The 18,512-nt window shown below is 62.3% G+C and carries 14 protein-coding genes; 3 read left to right on the top strand and 11 right to left on the bottom strand.

Going from position 1 to position 18,512, the window contains the following annotated elements; genetic code table 11:
• Positions 1–91 precede the first annotated feature (91 nt).
• Together PM3016_RS08950 and PM3016_RS08945 are read left to right on the top strand one after the other, a co-directional pair.
• Positions 92–955: a DMT family transporter gene (locus tag PM3016_RS08950; RefSeq protein ID WP_420798969.1), complete on the top strand. Its 864-nt coding sequence runs from the start codon at positions 92–94 to the stop codon at positions 953–955.
• 105 nt (positions 956–1,060) lie between these two features.
• Positions 1,061–1,549, top strand: coding sequence for a cytochrome c biogenesis protein CcdC (locus PM3016_RS08945; RefSeq protein WP_013915173.1), 489 nt, complete (start codon positions 1,061–1,063; stop codon positions 1,547–1,549).
• Positions 1,550–1,632: 83 nt separating this feature from the next.
• Here the strand turns inward: PM3016_RS08945 and PM3016_RS08940 are convergent, their stop codons facing one another.
• From PM3016_RS08940 to PM3016_RS08905, 8 genes are all read right to left on the bottom strand, one after another.
• Positions 1,633–5,019, bottom strand: a complete 3,387-nt coding sequence (locus PM3016_RS08940; RefSeq protein ID WP_014369202.1) for a family 14 glycosylhydrolase — start codon at positions 5,017–5,019, stop codon at positions 1,633–1,635.
• Positions 5,020–5,644: 625 nt separating this feature from the next.
• Positions 5,645–6,982 carry an amidohydrolase family protein gene (locus tag PM3016_RS08935; protein ID WP_014369201.1) on the bottom strand — a complete coding sequence of 446 codons (1,338 nt, stop codon included), beginning with the start codon at positions 6,980–6,982 and terminating at the stop codon, positions 5,645–5,647.
• A 71-nt stretch (positions 6,983–7,053) separates the two neighbouring features.
• Positions 7,054–8,304: a Zn-dependent hydrolase gene (locus PM3016_RS08930; RefSeq protein ID WP_014369200.1), complete on the bottom strand. Its 1,251-nt coding sequence runs from the start codon at positions 8,302–8,304 to the stop codon at positions 7,054–7,056.
• Positions 8,301–9,590, bottom strand: a complete 1,290-nt coding sequence (gene hutI, locus PM3016_RS08925; RefSeq protein ID WP_014369199.1) for an imidazolonepropionase — start codon at positions 9,588–9,590, stop codon at positions 8,301–8,303. The genes PM3016_RS08930 and hutI overlap by 4 nt, the downstream gene beginning before the upstream one ends.
• Before the next feature lie 20 nt (positions 9,591–9,610).
• On the bottom strand, positions 9,611–11,287 hold the full coding sequence (gene hutU / locus PM3016_RS08920; protein ID WP_081484362.1) for a urocanate hydratase: 1,677 nt from the start codon (positions 11,285–11,287) through the stop codon (positions 9,611–9,613).
• The gene (gene hutH / locus PM3016_RS08915) at positions 11,172–12,902 is read right to left on the bottom strand and encodes a histidine ammonia-lyase (protein WP_014369197.1); all 1,731 of its coding nucleotides are present in this window, start codon (positions 12,900–12,902) and stop codon (positions 11,172–11,174) included. The genes hutU and hutH overlap by 116 nt, the downstream gene beginning before the upstream one ends.
• A gap of 270 nt (positions 12,903–13,172) precedes the next feature.
• On the bottom strand, positions 13,173–13,352 hold the full coding sequence (locus PM3016_RS08910) for a hypothetical protein (RefSeq protein WP_013915165.1): 180 nt from the start codon (positions 13,350–13,352) through the stop codon (positions 13,173–13,175).
• Positions 13,349–14,371, bottom strand: a complete 1,023-nt coding sequence (locus PM3016_RS08905; RefSeq protein ID WP_013915164.1) for a TIR domain-containing protein — start codon at positions 14,369–14,371, stop codon at positions 13,349–13,351. The genes PM3016_RS08910 and PM3016_RS08905 overlap by 4 nt, the downstream gene beginning before the upstream one ends.
• A gap of 313 nt (positions 14,372–14,684) precedes the next feature.
• On the opposite strand from PM3016_RS08905, the gene PM3016_RS08900 reads away from it, so the two are divergent.
• On the top strand, positions 14,685–15,164 hold the full coding sequence (locus PM3016_RS08900) for a C40 family peptidase (protein WP_013915162.1): 480 nt from the start codon (positions 14,685–14,687) through the stop codon (positions 15,162–15,164).
• A 157-nt stretch (positions 15,165–15,321) separates the two neighbouring features.
• Here the strand turns inward: PM3016_RS08900 and PM3016_RS08895 are convergent, their stop codons facing one another.
• The 3 genes from PM3016_RS08895 to mobA all read right to left on the bottom strand — a co-directional run bounded on the left by PM3016_RS08895 (position 15,322) and on the right by mobA (position 18,413).
• Positions 15,322–16,650 (bottom strand): diguanylate cyclase domain-containing protein, encoded by a 1,329-nt coding sequence (locus tag PM3016_RS08895; RefSeq protein ID WP_014369195.1) that lies wholly within the window; start codon positions 16,648–16,650, stop codon positions 15,322–15,324.
• A 211-nt stretch (positions 16,651–16,861) separates the two neighbouring features.
• A complete protein-coding gene (locus PM3016_RS08890) occupies positions 16,862–17,620 on the bottom strand; it encodes a GTP cyclohydrolase II (protein WP_014369194.1) in 759 nt (252 codons plus the stop codon).
• 175 nt (positions 17,621–17,795) lie between these two features.
• On the bottom strand, positions 17,796–18,413 hold the full coding sequence (gene mobA / locus PM3016_RS08885; RefSeq protein WP_014369193.1) for a molybdenum cofactor guanylyltransferase: 618 nt from the start codon (positions 18,411–18,413) through the stop codon (positions 17,796–17,798).
• Positions 18,414–18,512 lie beyond the last annotated feature (99 nt).

Genomic DNA, 18,512 nt, shown 5'->3' with positions numbered 1-18,512 from the left:
AGTACACGCCATGCCCCATCAAACCAACTCATCCGCTGATTCGCATCCCTCTCCAGCCTCCCTCGCTTCCTCCAAGGGAGCGCTCTACCGCATGATCGCCGCGATGGCGATCTTCGGGTCGGTCGGGTTCGCCGCCGGCCGGACAGGCCTGCAGTCCTTCGAGCTCGTCTTCGTGCGCTGCATCTGCGCCGTGCCGATCCTTGGGACGGGCTGGCTGCTCTCCGGCCAATTCCGGCGAGAGGCCTGGCCGGTCCGCGAGGTGCTTCTCGTGCTGCTGAGCGGGTTGTGCTTAGTGGGCAACTGGGTCTTCCTTTTCCGTGCGTTCGAAGCGATGCCGGTCACCGTTGCCGTCTCAGTGTATTACCTGGCCCCGGTCTTCGTGCTGCTGCTCGGCAGCCTGCTCTTCCGCGAACGGCTGAAGGTCTCCTCGGCCGTATCGGTCGCCGTCTGTGCCGCCGGCACGGCGCTGGTCTCCGGGATCGGCTCCGGCGCGCCGGGGGAAGTGCTCTCGGGCGGCCTCCTCTGGGCCCTGCTGGCCGCACTGCTGTACGCGCTGGTCACGCTGCTCGGCAAGGGCATCCGCCGGATGAGCCCCTATGCCGTCGCGATGCTCCAGACGGCGGTCGGAGTTCTTCTCCTGCCGCCGCTTGTGCACTTCGCGGCGTTCGGGGGGCTCGGGAGCAGCCAGTGGCTGTGGATTGCCTTGATCGGTGCGGTCCATACCGGCCTCGTCTACTATCTGTTCTTCGGGAGCCTTCGGCATCTGCCCGCGCGGACGATCTCCCTCCTCGCCTTCCTGGACCCGGGGATTGCCATGCTGCTCGACATGCTGATCACCGGCTTCCGACCGGGCCTGCTTCAGATCGTGGGCATTGTGCTCCTCTTCGGAGGCATGGCGGTGCCTCTGTGGGATCGGAAGGACAGGGCGGCGCAGCCGTCTGCCCTAACGGAATAGCGAACGACCGGACACCATTGTCCCCTGCCATGGCAGCCTTGACCCCAAGGCTGTTCTTTGGCGTTGTTACCCAAGTCTGATTTGTACGAAAAGGAGTCGGTACCCTTGGAAGCACTTCCTGTATTGATCATGATCGTTATTGTCGGATTCGTCCTGCGGCGGAGAATCCGGGCGGCCGCCCGTCCGGTGACGGGCCGGGGGCTCAGACTGCTGCTGCCCCTTCTGATCCTGCCGCTCGGCCTTCCCGGCGTATGGAATCCGCAGCTTCACCTGACCTTGAAGGAGGTCGTGCTGTCTCTTCTGTTCGGCCTGCTCATGTCGGTCCCGATGATTCTGACCACGAACTACGAACGCCGGGAGGACGGACGGATCTACCCGGTGAAGAGCAAAGCCTTCATTGTCGTCATCCTGGCCCTGATCGCCCTGCGGCTCGGTCTGCGCAGCTACCTGTCGGCCCTCGATCCGGCCGAACTGGCCATGCTGTTCTACCTGATCGCTGCGGCCTATATCGTGCCCTGGCGGATCGCCGGCTTCGTCAAGTTCCGCCGCATCCAGGGAGCAGCCCGCCAGGAGGATCAAGGGTTCCCCCTATAACCTTCGGCGCATGCACAAAAAAGCGGCCGGTCAGGAGAGATTCCGCCTGACCGGCCGCCGCCCTTATTGCGCTTGATCAACCTTTATTTCGTGAAAATCTTGACTTCCTTCGGTGCCAGCGTAACGGTGACCGATCCGTTGTTGACGGTGACGGAATCGGTGCCGAGCTGGTTGCGGAGCGTCGTGCCGCCCGTCAGGTTATCGAGGCTGCCTACCGTGCGGGTCTGGCTGCTCCAGGAATTGTTGATGAGCACGACCGCCTCGTCACCGTTCTTGCTGCGCTGGAAGCCGTAAACGGTGCTGTCGGCCCATTTTTCCTTCTGGGTGCCGTTCTGGAGCGCCGGATGGCTGTTACGCACCCCGTTCAGCTTCGCAATGTACTTGTAGAGATCATGGTTCGCATTCGGTACGACATCCTCGCGGTTCGCCGGGTCGTCTCCGCCGCTGTAGCCAAGCTCCGTGCCCTGGTATACGATCGGAATACCGCGGGAGGTGAAGAGGAAGCCGAGGGCTGCCTTGAGCTGAGGCCACTTGTCGGACGTGTTGCTTGGGTTGCCCGATGCCTCGTTCAGGAACCGCTTCACATCATGGTTATCGAGGAACAGGCCGTTCAGCCTCGCATCGCGGTACTTCGAATCGCTGGTGTACCGGTCGCGGATCAGCGTAGGGGAACCATCCTTGCCGAAGACGTCACGGATCGTGTAGTACATCGGGAAGTCGAGCGCCGCATCCAGGTAGTTGCTGTAGTCGCCGACATATGCCGGGTCGCCGTGGAACACTTCCGAGAAAGTGAAGGTGTTCGCCGCCGTATCGAAGGACTTCAGGTAAGACTTCGGCACGTGCTTGGCTGTATCCACACGCAGGCCGTCCACGCCCGACTGTGCGATCAGCCATTGAATCCAGTTGTTGAGCTCGGCCGTTACCGCCGTATTCTCGTGATTCAGGTCGTCGAGACCCGCCACATCCCCGTTTTCGATTTTCCACTGGTTGTTCTGGTTGTAGTCCGTGGAAGTAATCTCGCCGTTGTGATGGTACCAGTCGTACTTGTCGAACGGAGCCTTGGCATACCCGTTACTTGGCTGGAAATCGCCCGTATGGTTCAACACCACGTCAAGCATGACTGCAATGTTCTTGGCGTGCGCCGTCTTCACGAGCTCCTGGAACTTCTCCATCGTGCCGAGGTGGCCGTCCACCGCATAAAAGTCATACGTATGATAGCCGTGGTAAGCGTTGACGCTCTTCTGCATCGTTACAGGCGTAATCCAGATGGCGTTGAAGCCCATATTCTTGATGTAGTCGAGGTTGTTGATGATGCCCTGAAAATCGCCGCCGTGCCATTTGCCCGGGTCGCTCTTGTTCGCCGCGAAGCCGCCGTAGTTGTCATTGGAGGTGTCGCCGTTGACGAAGCGGTCCGTCATGATGAAGTAGATGCTGCGCGTGCTCCAGTCGACAGGGGTAACGATTCCCCCGCCGCCGTCACCGCCGCCGCTGCCCGTAGGAGCGCCCTGTGTGATCGTGCCCGCCGCCCCATTCGCTCCCGGGGTATACGTGAAGGTGCCTGTGCCAAAGAAATAGTTTTTCTGCGCGTTGCTGTCCCACGTGTTATTGCCGTCGTTAAAAGCCGCCTCGAGCTGGATGGCCGTGCCGATCTCCACCGTCGCTTTCGCGTATCCGCTCACTTCGGCATCCGCCATTCTTACGCCTGGTGCCGTCGTCCAGGTGCCGCCGGCAGGACGGTAATGGATGTAAGGGGTCGTGAAGCCTTTTTTGTAATACACCGTAACCGAATTGCCCGTACCGCCTCCTGGCGGAGGACCCTGTGTGATTGTGCCTGCAGCGCCGTTGGCACCCGGTGTGTACGTGAACGTGCCTACCCCGAAGAAATAGTTCTTCGTCGCATTGCTGTCCCACGTGTTATTGCCGTCGTTGAAAGCAGCTTCCAGCTGGGTGGCCGAACCGATATCCACCGTGGCCTTCGCATAGCCGCTGACTTCCGAGTCCGCCATCTTCAGACCGGGTGCGGTCGTCCAGGTGCCGCCTGCCGGACGGTAGTGAAGGTATGGGGTGGCAAAGCCTTTTTTGTAGTAGATCGTGACCAGGTTGTGCGTATCGACCGGCTTGGCAAGAGAGACCACGTAATTCTTAAAATTGGCCATCTCGCCCGTGACGGAGCCATCCGCATTGACGACGTTAGCCAGGCGAAGCAGCGTGAAGCCGTTGTAAGAGAACCTCGTCAGCTTCTCCTGAATCTTCCCGAAGGCGCTCGTGCCGGAAGCCGGAAGCGCATTCTCGCCGTTCAGGCGCACGCCCTTGGCGTTCGCAATCGCGGAGACCGTATCCACCAGCGTGGAAGGCTGCGAGTAGTTCGGTGCCGCCGCGTTGTCGAACATCTCGAGGCACGTGAACGTCAGGTCGAGGTTCGTGTCCTTGAATTTCTGGAGCAGGGTGTTGTAATCGTAGTAGCCTGCGGCCTGCTCGGCGCTGTGCGGCATCGTCGGATTGCTCATCTGCCAGTGCACGCCGGATACCTTCGCACCGATCGGCACGCCGAAGACGGAATCGAACTTCTGGTGCGCCGCCGTACCGATCACGCCCAGATGATTCTCGAGCACGCTTTGGTACCATCTCAGGAAGTCTTTGCCGTAGGTGGAGTTATAACCGCCGTTCGTGTAGAAGCCGTCGCCGTCTGTCGGAGGGTTGATCTGGCTTACACTCGTCAGATTCGTCCCCCACGCGCTGTTGATGCCGCTGAGGGAACCGTATTTGGTGGTCATGGCGGTGCGGAAAGCGTTCTTTGCGGTCTCGGTGTAGACCTGGAACTTGCCGCGCGACGGGTAGCTCCAGCCTGCCGCCGGGTAGTAAGAAGGATAGCGCAGCTCGCCGGACGGGCCGCCGCTCAGGTAAATCTTCGGAATGATGTCCTTATAGCCCGCGAAAGTGGAAGCAAAGGAAGCGTAGAGCTCGCTGTACTGCGTGCCGATGCCGCTCCAGAACGGGGATACGGCTTCGTTGTTCACATAGCCGGTCTCGCTCTTGAACTGCATCTCGTCCGCGGTTCCCTTGTTCCACAGCCATGCCGGAAGAGGGATGTTGCAGTCATCGCCGACATTGCCGCCGCACTTGTGCGTGGAGAGGATCGGCACCCACTTCAGGCCCGCCTCGCGGACAGCGCTTGCGTAAGTCTGATAGTAGCTCCAGTTGAACTGGTTGTCGCCTGCACTCTCGACGAGGCCCCACCAAACGTCGGTTGTAATCGCATACACACCGTTGCTTTTTAAGGTGCGCAGCTGGTTCTTAAACGCATTCCAATCCGTCACCTGCGCCAGCGGGCCCATCACGGAAGCCTGGAAGTCGCTCGCTACGGCCGCCTCCGTACGGCTCGGCCCGAGCCCCATCACCGTGGTCAGCAGCATGACCAGGCTTAAGAGCAGCATGGACGCTTTTTTCATAAGGAATCTGGCTGAACTCATGAAATCAAAATCCCTCCCTGATTGATAATTGTAAACGTTCTCTTTTTATCGCCGGATCACAGTGGGTCTGGTCCTGCGTTTTCATACTTTGGTTTACTCGGCTTGCCTGCCTCCTTTCTTTGGTGTGATGAATAAAAACCGGTTTCCAAACACGCATAAAGCTTCGTCAAGAAATTTGCTGTCGGGGATGATCTTATGTACCGGGGGACGAAGCAGCAGCGGTGCGGGTCGACGAAAGCATCTCTCGGCGATACTGCAAACGTTTACAGATTTAGTATAATTCAAGCTCTGGCTTGGGCATAACCGACAAAATTGCTCTAGAAAGTGGAAAATATTGACGTGGACCTCGCCTTTTTCCCGAATGTTTATGTGGTAATCGTTTGACATATTCGGATTTGGATGGGGATGGCGGCTGCGGCCCTAAGGCTCGGCAGGGCCCGCTTATCTGATGTGAAACATCAGATAAGCGGCCGGCAAGGCGGGCCGGGCGCGGTATGTGATGGAAAACATCACATACCACGGGGATTGCGGCCCACAGGCGCGGCGGAGGGCACTTATCTGATGCGAAACATCGGATAAGCGGCCGGCAAGGCGAGGCGGGCGTGTTATGTGATGGAAAACATCACTATGGCCCCTTCGCACCCAGCCGCCGCTCCCACGCTTCGAACAAAGTGTCGACCCGCCGTACGATCTCCTTTTCCCCCACCGTCTGCAAAGCCCCCTGCGTGTAAACAAGCCGGCCGTTCACGACAACGTCGGTGACCGCACTGGGCTGCATCGCATACACGATGTTTGCGAGCAGCTCGCCGCGTGGCGTCAGGGACAGATCGTCCGCGTTCAGCACCGAGAAATCGGCGCAGCTGCCCGCCGCAAGCGTACCGACCGGAAGGCGCAGCACCTCGCCGCCGGCCGCCGTGCCCATCCGGAACACATCGCCTGCGGTCAGACAGGTCCCGTCAAGGTTCGCGACCTTCTGGAGCAGGGCGCACATGCGCATCTCCTCGTAGACGGAGGTGCGGTTGTTGCTGCAGGCGCCGTCCGTGCCCAGCGCCACACGGGTTCCATGCCGGAGCAGCTCCGGGATGCGGGTGATGCCGTCGGCGAGGAACATATTCGAGGAGGGACAGTAGGCCAAGGCCCCGCCCCGCTGTCCGACCCGTTCGACCTCCGAGTCGTCGAGCCAGACGAGATGCACAGCGATCATCCGCCCGTCGAGCACACCGAGCGAATCCAGGTAATGCACCGGACGGAGCCCGTAATCGCGCAGGGTCTCCTCCACCTCGAACATTTCCTCCGCAACATGAATGTGAAAAGGCGTATCCAGCTCCTGCGCCAGCCGGTGGCCAGCCTGGATCATTGCCGGCGAGGCGGCATGGGGCGAATGCGGGGCCGGATGGACGGCCACCATGGAGGCGCCCTGGTACTTGACCGCGAGCCGGCGGGTGCGATCCACGGCTTCGTCCACCGTCTCACGGTAGCCTGCGGGTGCCCCGCTCCAATCGTACATCGTGCGCGCGAACACGAGGCGGATGCCGACATCCCCGGCCGCCCGGATCACCGCTTCGTCCAGAGCAGTCCCTCCATTGTGCACGTAGAAAAAATCGCACACCGTGGTCACCCCGTACCTCAGCATCTCCCCGAAGGCCAGCAGCGCGCCCGTATAAACCGCCTCCTCATCGAGCAGCGGGGAATACCGGTACAAGGCTTCGTCGCGCCACTGCAGGAACGGCTTGTCGACCGCGATGCCGCGCAGCAGGCTCTGGAAGGAATGGTTGTGCGCGTTGACGGTTCCCGGCACGATCACCCCCCGCTCCCAGCGGACATGCTCGATCCCCGGATAGCGCTGCAGCAGAGCCACCAGCGGACCCGTCTCCAGGATGCGTCCGTTCTCCTCCAGCAGTGCGCTTCCTTCACGGAACGTGTCGTCGAGATATACTGCCTTCGCTGAATACAGCTTGGGCACAGGCCTCTCCTCCTTTTCTGCCGGCAGCTTGGCGCCTCACCCATAAGCGGTCTCACTCCTGCCTCCTTGGCTCAAAGCTGACGGTCCAGCGCCAACAAAGCGTGGAGCAGCACGTTGCCGGCCTGCTCGATCTCGCCGAGCCGGCTCTCCTCCTCAGGGCAGTGGCTGCGGCCGCCGATGCTCGGCACGAAGAGCATGCCGGCCCGGGTGATCGCGGCCATATGCGCCGCGTCGTGGCCCGCCATGCTGCCGAGCGGCACGGCGGCTATCCCCAGCCGCTCGGCCTGCCGCCTGCATACCTCGGCCACAAGCCCATCCATGGGAACGGGGGGCTGGTCGAGCAGCGTCACAGACTGCAGGCGGACGCCGCGGGCCCGGGCGATCCCGCCGGCACGCTCTCTCCAGGCGTCGAGCACGGCGGCTATCGCTTCCTTCGACGCCCCGCGGACCTCCAGGTGCAGCTGCACCTCCCCGGGAATAATGTTCGCGGCGTTCGGATGATTGGCGATGCGGCCGATCGTGCCCACGGTCTCCTCCGCCGGCGCATCCCGGCAGATCGCTTCGAATGCCAGCATCAGCTCGGCGGCGGCCATCAGGGCATCCTTCCGGTTGCGCATCAGGGTCGTGCCCGCATGATTGGCTTCCCCGGTGACCGTCACCTCTTCCCGGTAGATGCCGGTGATCGCGGTCACGATGCCGACCGGGATGCCCTGGTCCTCCAGCCGCCGTCCCTGCTCGATATGTACCTCAAGATAGGCCGCCAGGTCGCCGGGGGCGAGGCGCGCCTCTTCGAAGCGCAGCGGATCTCCTCCGGCATCCCGCAGCGCATCCGTGAGCAGGACGCCCCCGGGGCCACGGACCCCGTCCAGCACGCTGCGCTTCAGCTTGCCCGCCGCAGCCCGGGAGCCGAACGTCGAGAGTCCGAAGCCGTTCGGCTCCTCCGCGCTGAACGACACGACCTCGAGTCCGCGGCGAAGGCTGACGCCATGCTCCGCAAGCACGCGGGCCGCCTCCAAGGCCAGAATGACGCCGAGGGCCCCGTCATACTTCCCTCCGGATGGCACCGTATCGATGTGGGAGCCGCAGGCGATCGGCGGTAGCTTCTGCTTCTCTCCGCGGCGCAGACCCCAGATATTGGCCGCCTCGTCCGTGCGCACGGCCAGTCCCGCCGACCGCATGGCCGCCTTCAGCCATTCGCGGCCCTCCCTGTCCGCCGCCGAGAACGCCGTCCGCTCCAGGCCGCCGGATGGGCCCCGCCCGATGGCCCCCAGTGATTCCAGCGCCGTGCGGATCCTCCCCGGCTTCACGCGCAGCTCCTTCATGCCCCCGCCCTCCTTCCGTCCCGCACAACGCAGACGCCCCGCTTGATCACCGTATCCACGAGATTCACCCCGAAGTGATACTGCAGGTACGTGACATTCGGCGCATCAAAAAGCACGAGATCCGCCTGCTTGCCGGCTTCAATGCTGCCGATCCGGGAAGCCCGGCCGACCGCGTGCGCCGCATTGATAGTGCAAGCGGCGAGCACCTCCTCAGGCGTCATGCCCATGCCCAGGCAGGCCAGGTTCATGATGAGCGGCAGCGACTCGGTCGGCGAAGAGCCCGGATTGCGGTCGGTAGCCAGAGCCACCGGCACGCCCGCCGAGATCATCCGCCGGGCATCCGCCGGAGGCTTGCGCAGGAAGAACGCCGTGCCGGGCAGCAGCACCGCGATGACGCCGCGCCGGGCCATGGCGGCAATGCCCTCGCCCGAAGCCTGCAGCAGGTGATCCGCCGTCACGGCTCCTACGGCCGCCGCCAGTTCGGCCCCGCCGTACGGCACGATCTCGTCGGCGTGGAGCTTCGGCTTCAGGCCCCGTGCCAGGCCGGCCTCGAGGATGCGCCGTGACTGCTCCGGCGTGAACACACCCTCCTCGCAGAACACGTCGCAGAACTCGGCGAGCCCCGCCTCAGCGACGGCCGGGATCATCTCCTCGATGACGAGCCGGACGTAAGCCTCCGGGTCGCCCTTGTACTCCGGCGGCACGGCGTGCGCCCCCATGAACGTGGACACGAGCTCTACGGGATGCTCGGCGTTCAGCCGGCGGGCCGTGCGCAGCTGCTTCAGCTCGTCTTCGAGGCGCAGGCCGTAGCCGCTTTTGGCCTCGACGGTCGTCACGCCGTGCAGAAGGAAGCGGTCCAGCCGCCTTCGCGTCTCCGCCGCCAGCAGGTCCTCCTCCGCCGCCCGGGTCTGCTCCGCCGTGTACAGGATCCCCCCGCCGGCCTTCAAAATGTCCATATAGGCCGCACCCTTCAGGCGGAGCGGCAGCTCGAACTCCCGGCTCCCCGCGAACACGACATGCGTATGCGGGTCGATCAGCCCCGGGGTGACCAGCTTCCCCTCCGCCTCCAGCACCTCGACTTCCGCATCCTCCGGCGCCGCGGCAAGAACCCGCTGAGCCTCCTCATCCGGTCCCGCGAAGAGTATCCGGTCGTCCCGCGTAATCACGCTCCCCCCCTCGATGATCCCAAGCTCCGACATCTCCGCGCCCCGCTTCGGCCGGAGGCTTGCCCCGGCGGCCGTCACCACCTGCGCGGCGCGCCGGACATATACCATGCGGGTCGGCATGGCACCCACTCTCCCTTATGTCATTCGTTCGTCTGCTCTCCCATAGGCCTGATAATGCCGTGCGTCTTCGCCGTCTCCACCGCCAGATCGTACCCCGCGTCCGCATGGCGTACGACACCCATGCCCGGGTCCGTCGTCAGGACGCGCTCCAGCCGCTCCGCCGCCTCCGGCGTGCCGTCGGCAACCACGACCATACCGGCGTGGATCGAGTACCCCATCCCTACGCCGCCCCCGTGATGCAGCGACACCCAGCTCGCGCCGGCCGCCGTGTTCAGCAGCGCGTTCAGGATCGGCCAGTCGGCTACCGCGTCGCTGCCGTCAAGCATCGACTCCGTCTCCCGGTTGGGCGAAGCGACGGAGCCCGCATCGAGATGGTCGCGGCCGATGACAATCGGGGCGGAGAGCTCGCCTGCGGCGACCATGTCATTGATCTTCCGGCCAAAAAGCGCCCGCTCGCCATAGCCGAGCCAGCAGATCCTCGAAGGAAGACCCTGGAAGGCGATCTTCTGGCGGGCCATCCCGATCCAGCGGTGCAGCCCCTCATCGTCCGGGAACAGCTGAAGCACCGCTTCGTCGGTGCGCCGGATGTCCTCCGGATCGCCCGAGAGCGCCGCCCAGCGGAACGGCCCCCGGCCCCGGCAGAACTGCGGCCGGATGTAGGCCGGCACGAACCCGGGGATAGCGAAGGCCTCCGCCACCCCTTCGTCGCAGGCAGCCTGCCGGATGTTGTTGCCGTAGTCGAAGGCCACCGCCCCGCGGCGCTGCATCTCCAGCATCGCCTCCACATGGACGGCCATGCCGGCTTTGGCCCGCCGTACCAGCTCCTGCGGCTGCTGCGCGCGAAGCCTTGCCGCCTCCTCCAGAGAGCAGCCGGCCGGCAGGTACCCGTTCAGCGGATCGTGGGCGGACGTCTGGTCCGTGACGATATCCGGCACAAAGCCCTGGGCGAGCATCTGCGGCAGGACCTCCGCCGCGTTGCCTACAAGGCCCACCGACAGCGCACGACCAGCGTCCCTGGCCTCCTGCGCCAGCGCAAGCGCCGCCTCCAGCGTCTCGGCGAGCACATCGCAGTAGCGGGTCGCGATCCGCTTCTCGATCCTCGACCGGTCGGCTTCAACACCGATCAGCACGCCCCCGTTCATCGTCACGGCAAGCGGCTGGGCGCCTCCCATCCCGCCGAGTCCTGCCGTCACCGTGATCGTCCCCTGCAGCGTGCCGCCGAAGTGCTGCCTGGCGCACTCCGCGAATGTCTCGTACGTGCCCTGCACAATCCCCTGCGAGCCGATGTAGATCCAGCTGCCAGCGGTCATCTGGCCGTACATCATCAGCCCCCTGCGGTCCAATTCGTGAAAATGCTCCCAGTTCGCCCAGGCCGGCACGAGATTGGAATTCGCCAGCAGCACGCGCGGCGCGTCCCGGTGGGTCCGGAACACCGCCACCGGCTTGCCGGACTGGATGAGCAGCGTCTCGTTCTCCTCCAGCGCCTGCAGGCTCCTGACGATCGCGTCAAAGCACGCCCAGTTCCTCGCCGCGCGGCCGATTCCCCCGTAGACCACCAATGACTCGGGATGCTCCGCCACCTCAGGGTCCAGGTTGTTCATCAGCATCCGGAGGGCCGCTTCCTGCACCCAGCCCTTGGTGCTGAGCTGCGTCCCCCGCGGGGCACGGACCGTCCGGCTCTTCGCTTCTTCCCCCATCCTGCTCCTCCTCTCCGGCATCTGCCGACGCTGCCTTCCGTCTCCCGCCTCCCGGTCCTCCCGCCTCCGCCGTTCCCTCCGCTTCCCCCGGCCAGCCGAGCTCCGCCGCGGCATCCACCGAACGCAGCCATTCGGAGATCCTGCGGAAGTCGCCGGAGAGCACCCGGTCTTCGCCCATGAAAGGCACCCGCTCCCGGCAGCGGTCATAGAGCCACCGGGTGCCCGGCGCGAGACCCGACGGCCCGCGGTAATCCGCCGCCTGGGCCGCGCAGAGCAGCTCGATGGCGAGCACCTCGAAGCCGTGGCTGACGATGCGGGCCGCCTTCCGCGCGGCGATCGTGCCCATGCTGACATGATCCTCCTGGTTGCCCGAGGAGGGAATGGAATCCACGCTTGCCGGGTGGGCCAGCGACTTGTTCTCCGACACGAGCGAGGCGGCCGTGTACTGGGCGATCATGAAGCCCGACTGCAGGCCCCCGCGGTGCGTGAGGAAGGGCGGAAGCCCCTCGTTCAGCTGGGGGTTCACCAGCCGTTCGATGCGCCGCTCGGCGATGCTGGCAAGCTCCGCCGCGCACAGGGCGAGGTGATCCATCGCCAGCGCCACCGGCTGCCCGTGGAAGTTCCCGCCGGAGATGACCCGGCCCTCCTCCGCGAAGATCAGCGGATTGTCCGTGGCGGAGTTGATCTCCGTCTCGAGCACGCCGGCGATATAGTCGAGCCCGTCGCGGCTCGCCCCGTGCACCTGGGGCGCGCAGCGCAGCGAGTAAGCGTCCTGCACGCGGAGCTCCCCCGGCCCGGTCAGCAGCCGCGAGCCCTCCGTCATCCGGCGGATATTCTCCGCCGAGCGGCGCTGCCCCCGGTGGGGGCGCAGCCCGTGCGTCAGCCCGTCGAACGCGTCGCGGACGGCGCGCAGCCCTTCGCAGGTGAGCGCGGCCGTGCAGTCGGCCAGGTCCGCCAGCCGGCGGGCGTCCGCGCAGGCCAGCGTGCCGATGGCCGTCATCACCTGCGTGCCGTTGATCAGGGCGAGTCCTTCCTTCGCCTCGAGGATAACCGGCTGCAGGCCGGCCCGGGCCAGCGCCTCTCCGCCGGGCAGCCGGGCTCCCTCGAAGAAGGCTTCGCCCTCGCCGACGAGCACGAGCGCCAGGTGGGCGAGCGGCGCGAGGTCTCCGCTGGCGCCTAGGGAGCCCTGCTCCGGCATGACGGGGGTGACCCCGCGGTTCAGCAGGCCGGCCAGCAGCTCCACCACACAGGGGCGGATGCCCGACCAGCCGAGGGCTAGAGCGCGGATGCGCAGCAGCATCACCGCCCGCACGGTGTCCTCCGGCAGCGGGCTGCCGACCCCGCAGGCGTGGCTGCGGATCAGGTTCAGCTGCAGCCGCAGCACGTCGCCGTCCGCGATGACCGTATCGCTGAATTTGCCGAAGCCGGTGGTCAGCCCGTAGACGACCTGCCTCTCCTCCAGCAGCTTCCGCACGTAGTCACAGGAAGCCTGCATCCGGGAGATGCAGCCCTTCTCGACCACCACAGGCGCTCCGCTGCGGGCAGCCCGTTCCACCTCCGCGAGGGTCAGCCTTTGGTCTCCGATCCGTATGGGGGCATTATCTCTCCGCTTCATGACCGCTCCACCCCCTTCCCTCACCAGTAAAGATACCCAAAAAGCCCTACCCGGGCCGGCGGGTATGGGCGCAGCAGCAGCATCCACCACGATCGTTCATCCGACAGGCGGCAGGAAAGCCTGAATCCTTGCCCTATGTGTATGCCGCCGCGCGGCGAATCATACGGCTCGCGGCCCCCGAACACAAAAAAGCAGGCGAAGGGAATTTCCCTTGGCCTGCTGCTCAGTTGGTTATAAATTGATGACAATAGATGATGAAGCTTGTGTCCGTCACGCGAACGAAGGCTTATCATAATTCGCCTTGCGTTCAAATACGACGACGCCTTCCACTTCTTTGCCTTCCGTTGTGAGGGCGATTACTTTTTTGCTCTTTTTTGTCGATGTCCCGGCATCAGACAACTCGGCGGAATTGGGACGCCGTGCCCCCGGTTTATCGACCTGTCTGCTCATGAAGATTCGCCTCCAAAAAGGTGGTTTATGGTGCCCATCAGCTTGTGGTTGACTTGCAGCAGCGTCTCGCAATCTTCGGGTGACATGGCTCGCTTGCCGGACACATGAAGGACAAGCATGAGATCCTTTCCTACAGGATAGCACAGCAAGTAGGTTTTGACAACGCGGTCCGAGAGCAGCACGACCTTCTCCAATCCGTTCAAGAAGGCATCGACTACCACGATGGTCCCCTCGGCGTCCCGCTTGTCATCGTTGACCGTGAAAGGGTAGAACTTGTTCCTGCCGACATTGCCGGCCACCTGCTCAAGCCCCTCGTTCCCCCGTGCTTTCCATACGGCCGCGCCCACGACACGGTAGCCTTCGATAGGCTGATAGGCGCTGCGCAGGGCGTCATAGAGGAACTCATACTTCTTGTCGGGCTCGGTCATCAGGTCCTTCACAAAATGAAGAAAGAAATGATGCAGCGAATCGTTCTGCTCCAGCTCCGCGCGGGCTTCCTGAAGCGCTTCCACCGGGTCCTCGTATTTACCCGCTTCCGTGATCCTTGCACCAATCTCCATGCAGGCCACACTCACGGCGGCATGGAGATCCCCGTCCGTACGGACTTCGTAGCGCAGAAGGGTGAGCCCCTGCAGATCGGACATCAGATGGAATTCCGTAATCTTTTCTTTATGATATTCCATCTCCACATATTCCGGAACCACAAAAAAGACCCGGCCCCGCTTGAGCTTGCCCCAGAACAGGCCCATTTCGAATACGGTGTTGTCACGGGGGGTAAGCACCAGCTTGCCGCGGTGAAGCAGCAGATCGTCCGGTGAAAATACGAATACGGCAAAATCGCTCGCTGCCAGCCTGGCCTCCAGATCATCCATCGTATAGTGCATCGCATGAAACGTACCGGCGTACCACGGTGATACCTGGGCAAAGTGGGACAGTGCCTTGTGAATTGTGGAAGCGATTGCAATGGACTCCCGGGCAGAACCGATGAAGACGCACGGCTTGGACGTATGCCGTTTCAAATAGCGAACCCCCCCGTAACGAGTTTTCATTACATGCATACCAGTTTGTTACAATTATACCATACATTTCGTTTCCATGCGTATATTTGTTCTCTTTTTTTTGCACAAAAAAAGAAGGTCCGGACATGCGGAATTCCCCGTCCTTCCGGCTTTATTCCCCCAAGGGACCGGCGTGGCAGGCAGGAGACGGGTTGATGTGTATGAGCAAACATGGTAAATCCTCCAGCGATGCACTAAGGACACTCCCCCGGAGTCATGCTAAAGTATAGGCCAGTCCCCTGAACCGGGACAAACAACACTTATGGAGGTACACATGAACAAACTGCTAAAAGCATCTGCGATGGCATTGTCTCTCATGGTTACGACCATCAGCGTTGGAACAGCCATGCCAAGCCGGACGGAGGCCGCCATCTCTTCTACGACAGGCAGCCGGATCGTTACAACCGCCAAATCCTACATCGGAGATGTAGACTATAGATTCGGTACCCGTGATGCGTCCCGTCTGATCTTCGACTGCTCTTCGTTTACGCAGTTCATTCTCAAGAAGCACGGCATTTCCGTTCCTTGGAGCTCCCGCGAGCAGGCCAAAGAAGGCAATTGGATCAGCAAGTCGAAGCTGAGAGCGGGCGATCTCGTCTTCTTCAGCGTAGGCACACCGGGAAGAATCGATCACGTGGGCATCTATGTGGGGAACGGCAAATTCATCAGCAACACGAGAAGCGCAGGCGTTGTCATCACGTCCATGACTTCGGGTTACTGGGAAGACCGTTATATTACGGGCCGCCGTTTGTAGTCCTGAAAACAGCATAAACTCATTCAATCAAAATAAGCAGGAGGCTCCGATGATTTTTCATCTGGGGCTCCTGCTTTTTAGTATGTCCCGTTACGCGCAATGCAGCCTGCTCCCCTTCTCCCAGCGGAGGAAGGGACCGCCACCGGGCGCGGTCCGCTTACTCACCCGCCTCCACTCCGTCATAGAAACGGACCCGGCTTCTCCCTTCCCGCTTGGCTGCATAGAGTGCCTGGTCCGCACAGCGGAGCAGGAGATGCACGGCATCGGCGTCCTGCGGATAGAGCGCCACCCCGATGGAGGAGGATGTTCGGACCTCCCCGGCGCTCTCCAGCGGCCAGGGCTGCTGCAATGATGCGCACAAGGTCTCGGCCATCGCCGCCGCCTGTTCCGGAGCCGTGAGACCGGGCAGAACCGCCACGAATTCATCTCCGCCCAGCCGGGCCAGAAACCCTGCGGAAGCCAGATGGCCTTCGATCCGCCGAGCCAGCTGCACGAGAAGTTCATCTCCCGCCTCGTGCCCGAACGAATCGTTAATCCGTTTGAAGTGATCGACATCGAGATACAGGATCCCGAGGCTCGTTCCATGCCGGTCGCTTTCCTCCAACTCCAGCTTGACCCGCTTCATGAAACAGCGGCGGTTGTGCACGCCCGTAAGCGCATCATAGTACGCCATCCCCTGCAGCCGCGCCTCATATTCCTTGCGTTCCGTAATCACCCGTGCAACCGATACGACATGGTCCACCGTCCCCTCATCGCTCCATACACAGGTAAGTGCAGCCTCAAACCAGATGTAATGACCTCCGGCATGCGCATAACGAAACTGCACCGAAGCAGCGTCCGATGCGCCGGCCACAAGCTCGTCGAAGCTCCTCCGGACGGCAGGGCTGTCCTCGGGATGCATGAACTCGAAGAGATCCACCCCTTCGAGCACGGTATAGTCCAATATGTTCCGAAAAGACGGTGAACAATACCGCACGCGGCCATCGGGATTGAGCATGGAGATGATATCGTTCATATTCTCGGCGATGAGACGGTACTGCTTCTCACTGGCCTTGAGCTCTTCCTCCGCCTTCTTGCGCTCCGTCACGTTGCGGCTCACGATCACCAGCCGGTGGCGGCTTCCTTCCCCGTCGAACATCGGGGTCTTGATGACCTCCCACGTCTGCATGCTGCCGTCCGCGATGGCGAAAGACTTCTCGATCTGCAGCGGAGCTCCCTTCTGCCATGCCTGTTCGTCGGTTGTGATGTTAAACTCAAACGCAGCTTTGAACTGGGGAGGAGCAAGCTCCGCGAGCTCTTGGTCGGTCCTGCCGCGGTAATCGATCCCGTTCAATTCATAGGCATCGAGCACCGTCTGGTTTGAGACCAGCCACCGCCCCTCGCCGTCCTTCAATACGATAAATTCCTGAATGAGGTCGAGCAGGACCTGTATATGTTCCCCTTCGTACGGGGCATGCCTTAGCATCTGTTCCACTGGGTTCTTCATCGGGCTGTCCCTTTCCTCTGCTGACTCGTCTTGGTGTCACGGGATCTGTTATCCCCCGATTATAGCACTGTTGCGGGCCGCTGGATACGGGGTTCGGACTACACTTTCGCTTCCATTTCCAAGCAGCCGCCCTGCATAAGAAAAACCCCGGCAGAATCCTGCGGGGCAGTCAAGCCGGCCGAAATCCCTGAAGCCAGGCGGCCGTCCAAGCTTAGTTGTCATCGTTGCAGCAGCCCTGGCCCATATGACCGGAGCGCTCCACCTTCGTTTTGAGATAATTCTCGTTGAAGGGGGAAAGATCTCCCCACAGCTCCACGCGTCCGGCTACATCAAGACCGGAGGACTTGAGGGCATCGACCTTCTTCGGATTGTTCGTGATCAGCGTCACCGGCTTGCTGCGGAGCCGGTTCAGCACCGCGACGGCGTCACCGTAATTGCGGGCGTCGTCCACGAACCCGAGCTTCAGATTCGCATCCACCGTATCGTAGCCGTTCTCCTGGAGCAGATACGCCAGCGCTTTGCTGAACAGCCCGATCCCTCTTCCTTCGTGATTCGCGAGGTAAAAAAGGGCTCCGGTGCCGTGATCCGCGATCATTTTCATGGACCGCTTCAGCTGAAAGCCGCAGTCGCACCGTTTGCTGCCGAAGATATCACCGGTATGGCAGATGGAGTGAAGCCGGATCAGCGCTTCATCGGCATTCTTGAAATCGCCGTGTACGAGCACGCTCGACTGCTGGAATTCGGCGAGATTGATCGAAGACAGCTTGTCGACAATGCGCTCCATGTCGCTCTCGACTTCCTTGCAGTTCAGCCAGCAGTACCACTGAAACACGACCGTCTCGTCATACAGGCTGACCGGCAGCCGGATCGGCCCTACCAGGTAGATGGCGCCCTCGGGCCGCTCAATCAGCTGAATTTTGTCCTGAAGATGCTCCATGACATCAGGGGTAATGCGGGTTGCATGGCTCACTATGCTGCAGCTCCTTCTTCTCCAGAGTGTCCGTACCTGCAGGATCACCGTCCGGCTTCACCGCCTGATCCTGCCTCGTACCTCTAGATTCCCCCAACCGGCCCCCCCTCATCCCGCAAGCCAGGCGGTTCCCACGTGCACTTCGCCCCTGCAGCCGTCTGCCCAAGAAGAACGATCAGCCCGATACCGCCGACCGGCCTTCGAGAATCTCGGCGGCCGTGAAGTAGTCCTCTTCCGTCTTGATCTCGAACACGAAGGAGGCGGATATGCCCTGTCCGGTGAACACCTCTTCCTCTACCAGCGCCGCATTCAGCACCCGGTGCAGCGCATCCGGCCGGCCCTCCCCGCTCTGCAGCAGCTCTCCGATCCGCTTTCCGCAGGAGCGGTCATAGATGCCGTGCAGCGGGTAGATCATATTCTCCACCCGCGGAAAGGCGGCGTCGAAGCCTCTGTTCTTCTGCTCCAGGAGGAGCTGCGCCGCCTTGGGGGAGAGGAAGGGCATGCCGCATCCGACCGCCCACACCTGCTCTCCCCTGGCCAGCGTCAGGCCGGCATGCAGGCCGCTGAGCGGCCCTTTCCCCGGAATATAGTCGGTGATGATCCGCACCGATTCGTCCACCTGCCGCAGATAAGACTTCGGATCGTTCGTGACAATCATAAGCTCGCTGCAGACCGTCCTCATCAGGCGGACCTGCCGCTGCAGGAGCGTCTCGTATTCAAACTTCAGCATGCTCTTGTTCGCACCGTTCATCCGTTTGCTCTCGCCGCCTGCCAGGATCAGTCCCGTTAGCATCACAAATCTCCCCTTTCCCTTTCCTCATGTTCTTGGTCTTCCTCATTCTATTAAAACACGTCCGAAACCCCGAGTTCCGTGATCTGCTTCACTTGTGTC

The sequence above is a fragment of the Paenibacillus mucilaginosus 3016 genome, from assembly GCF_000250655.1.
GTDB lineage: Bacteria > Bacillota > Bacilli > Paenibacillales > NBRC-103111 > Paenibacillus_G > Paenibacillus_G mucilaginosus.
This window is presented reverse-complemented; position numbering and strand designations above follow the sequence as displayed.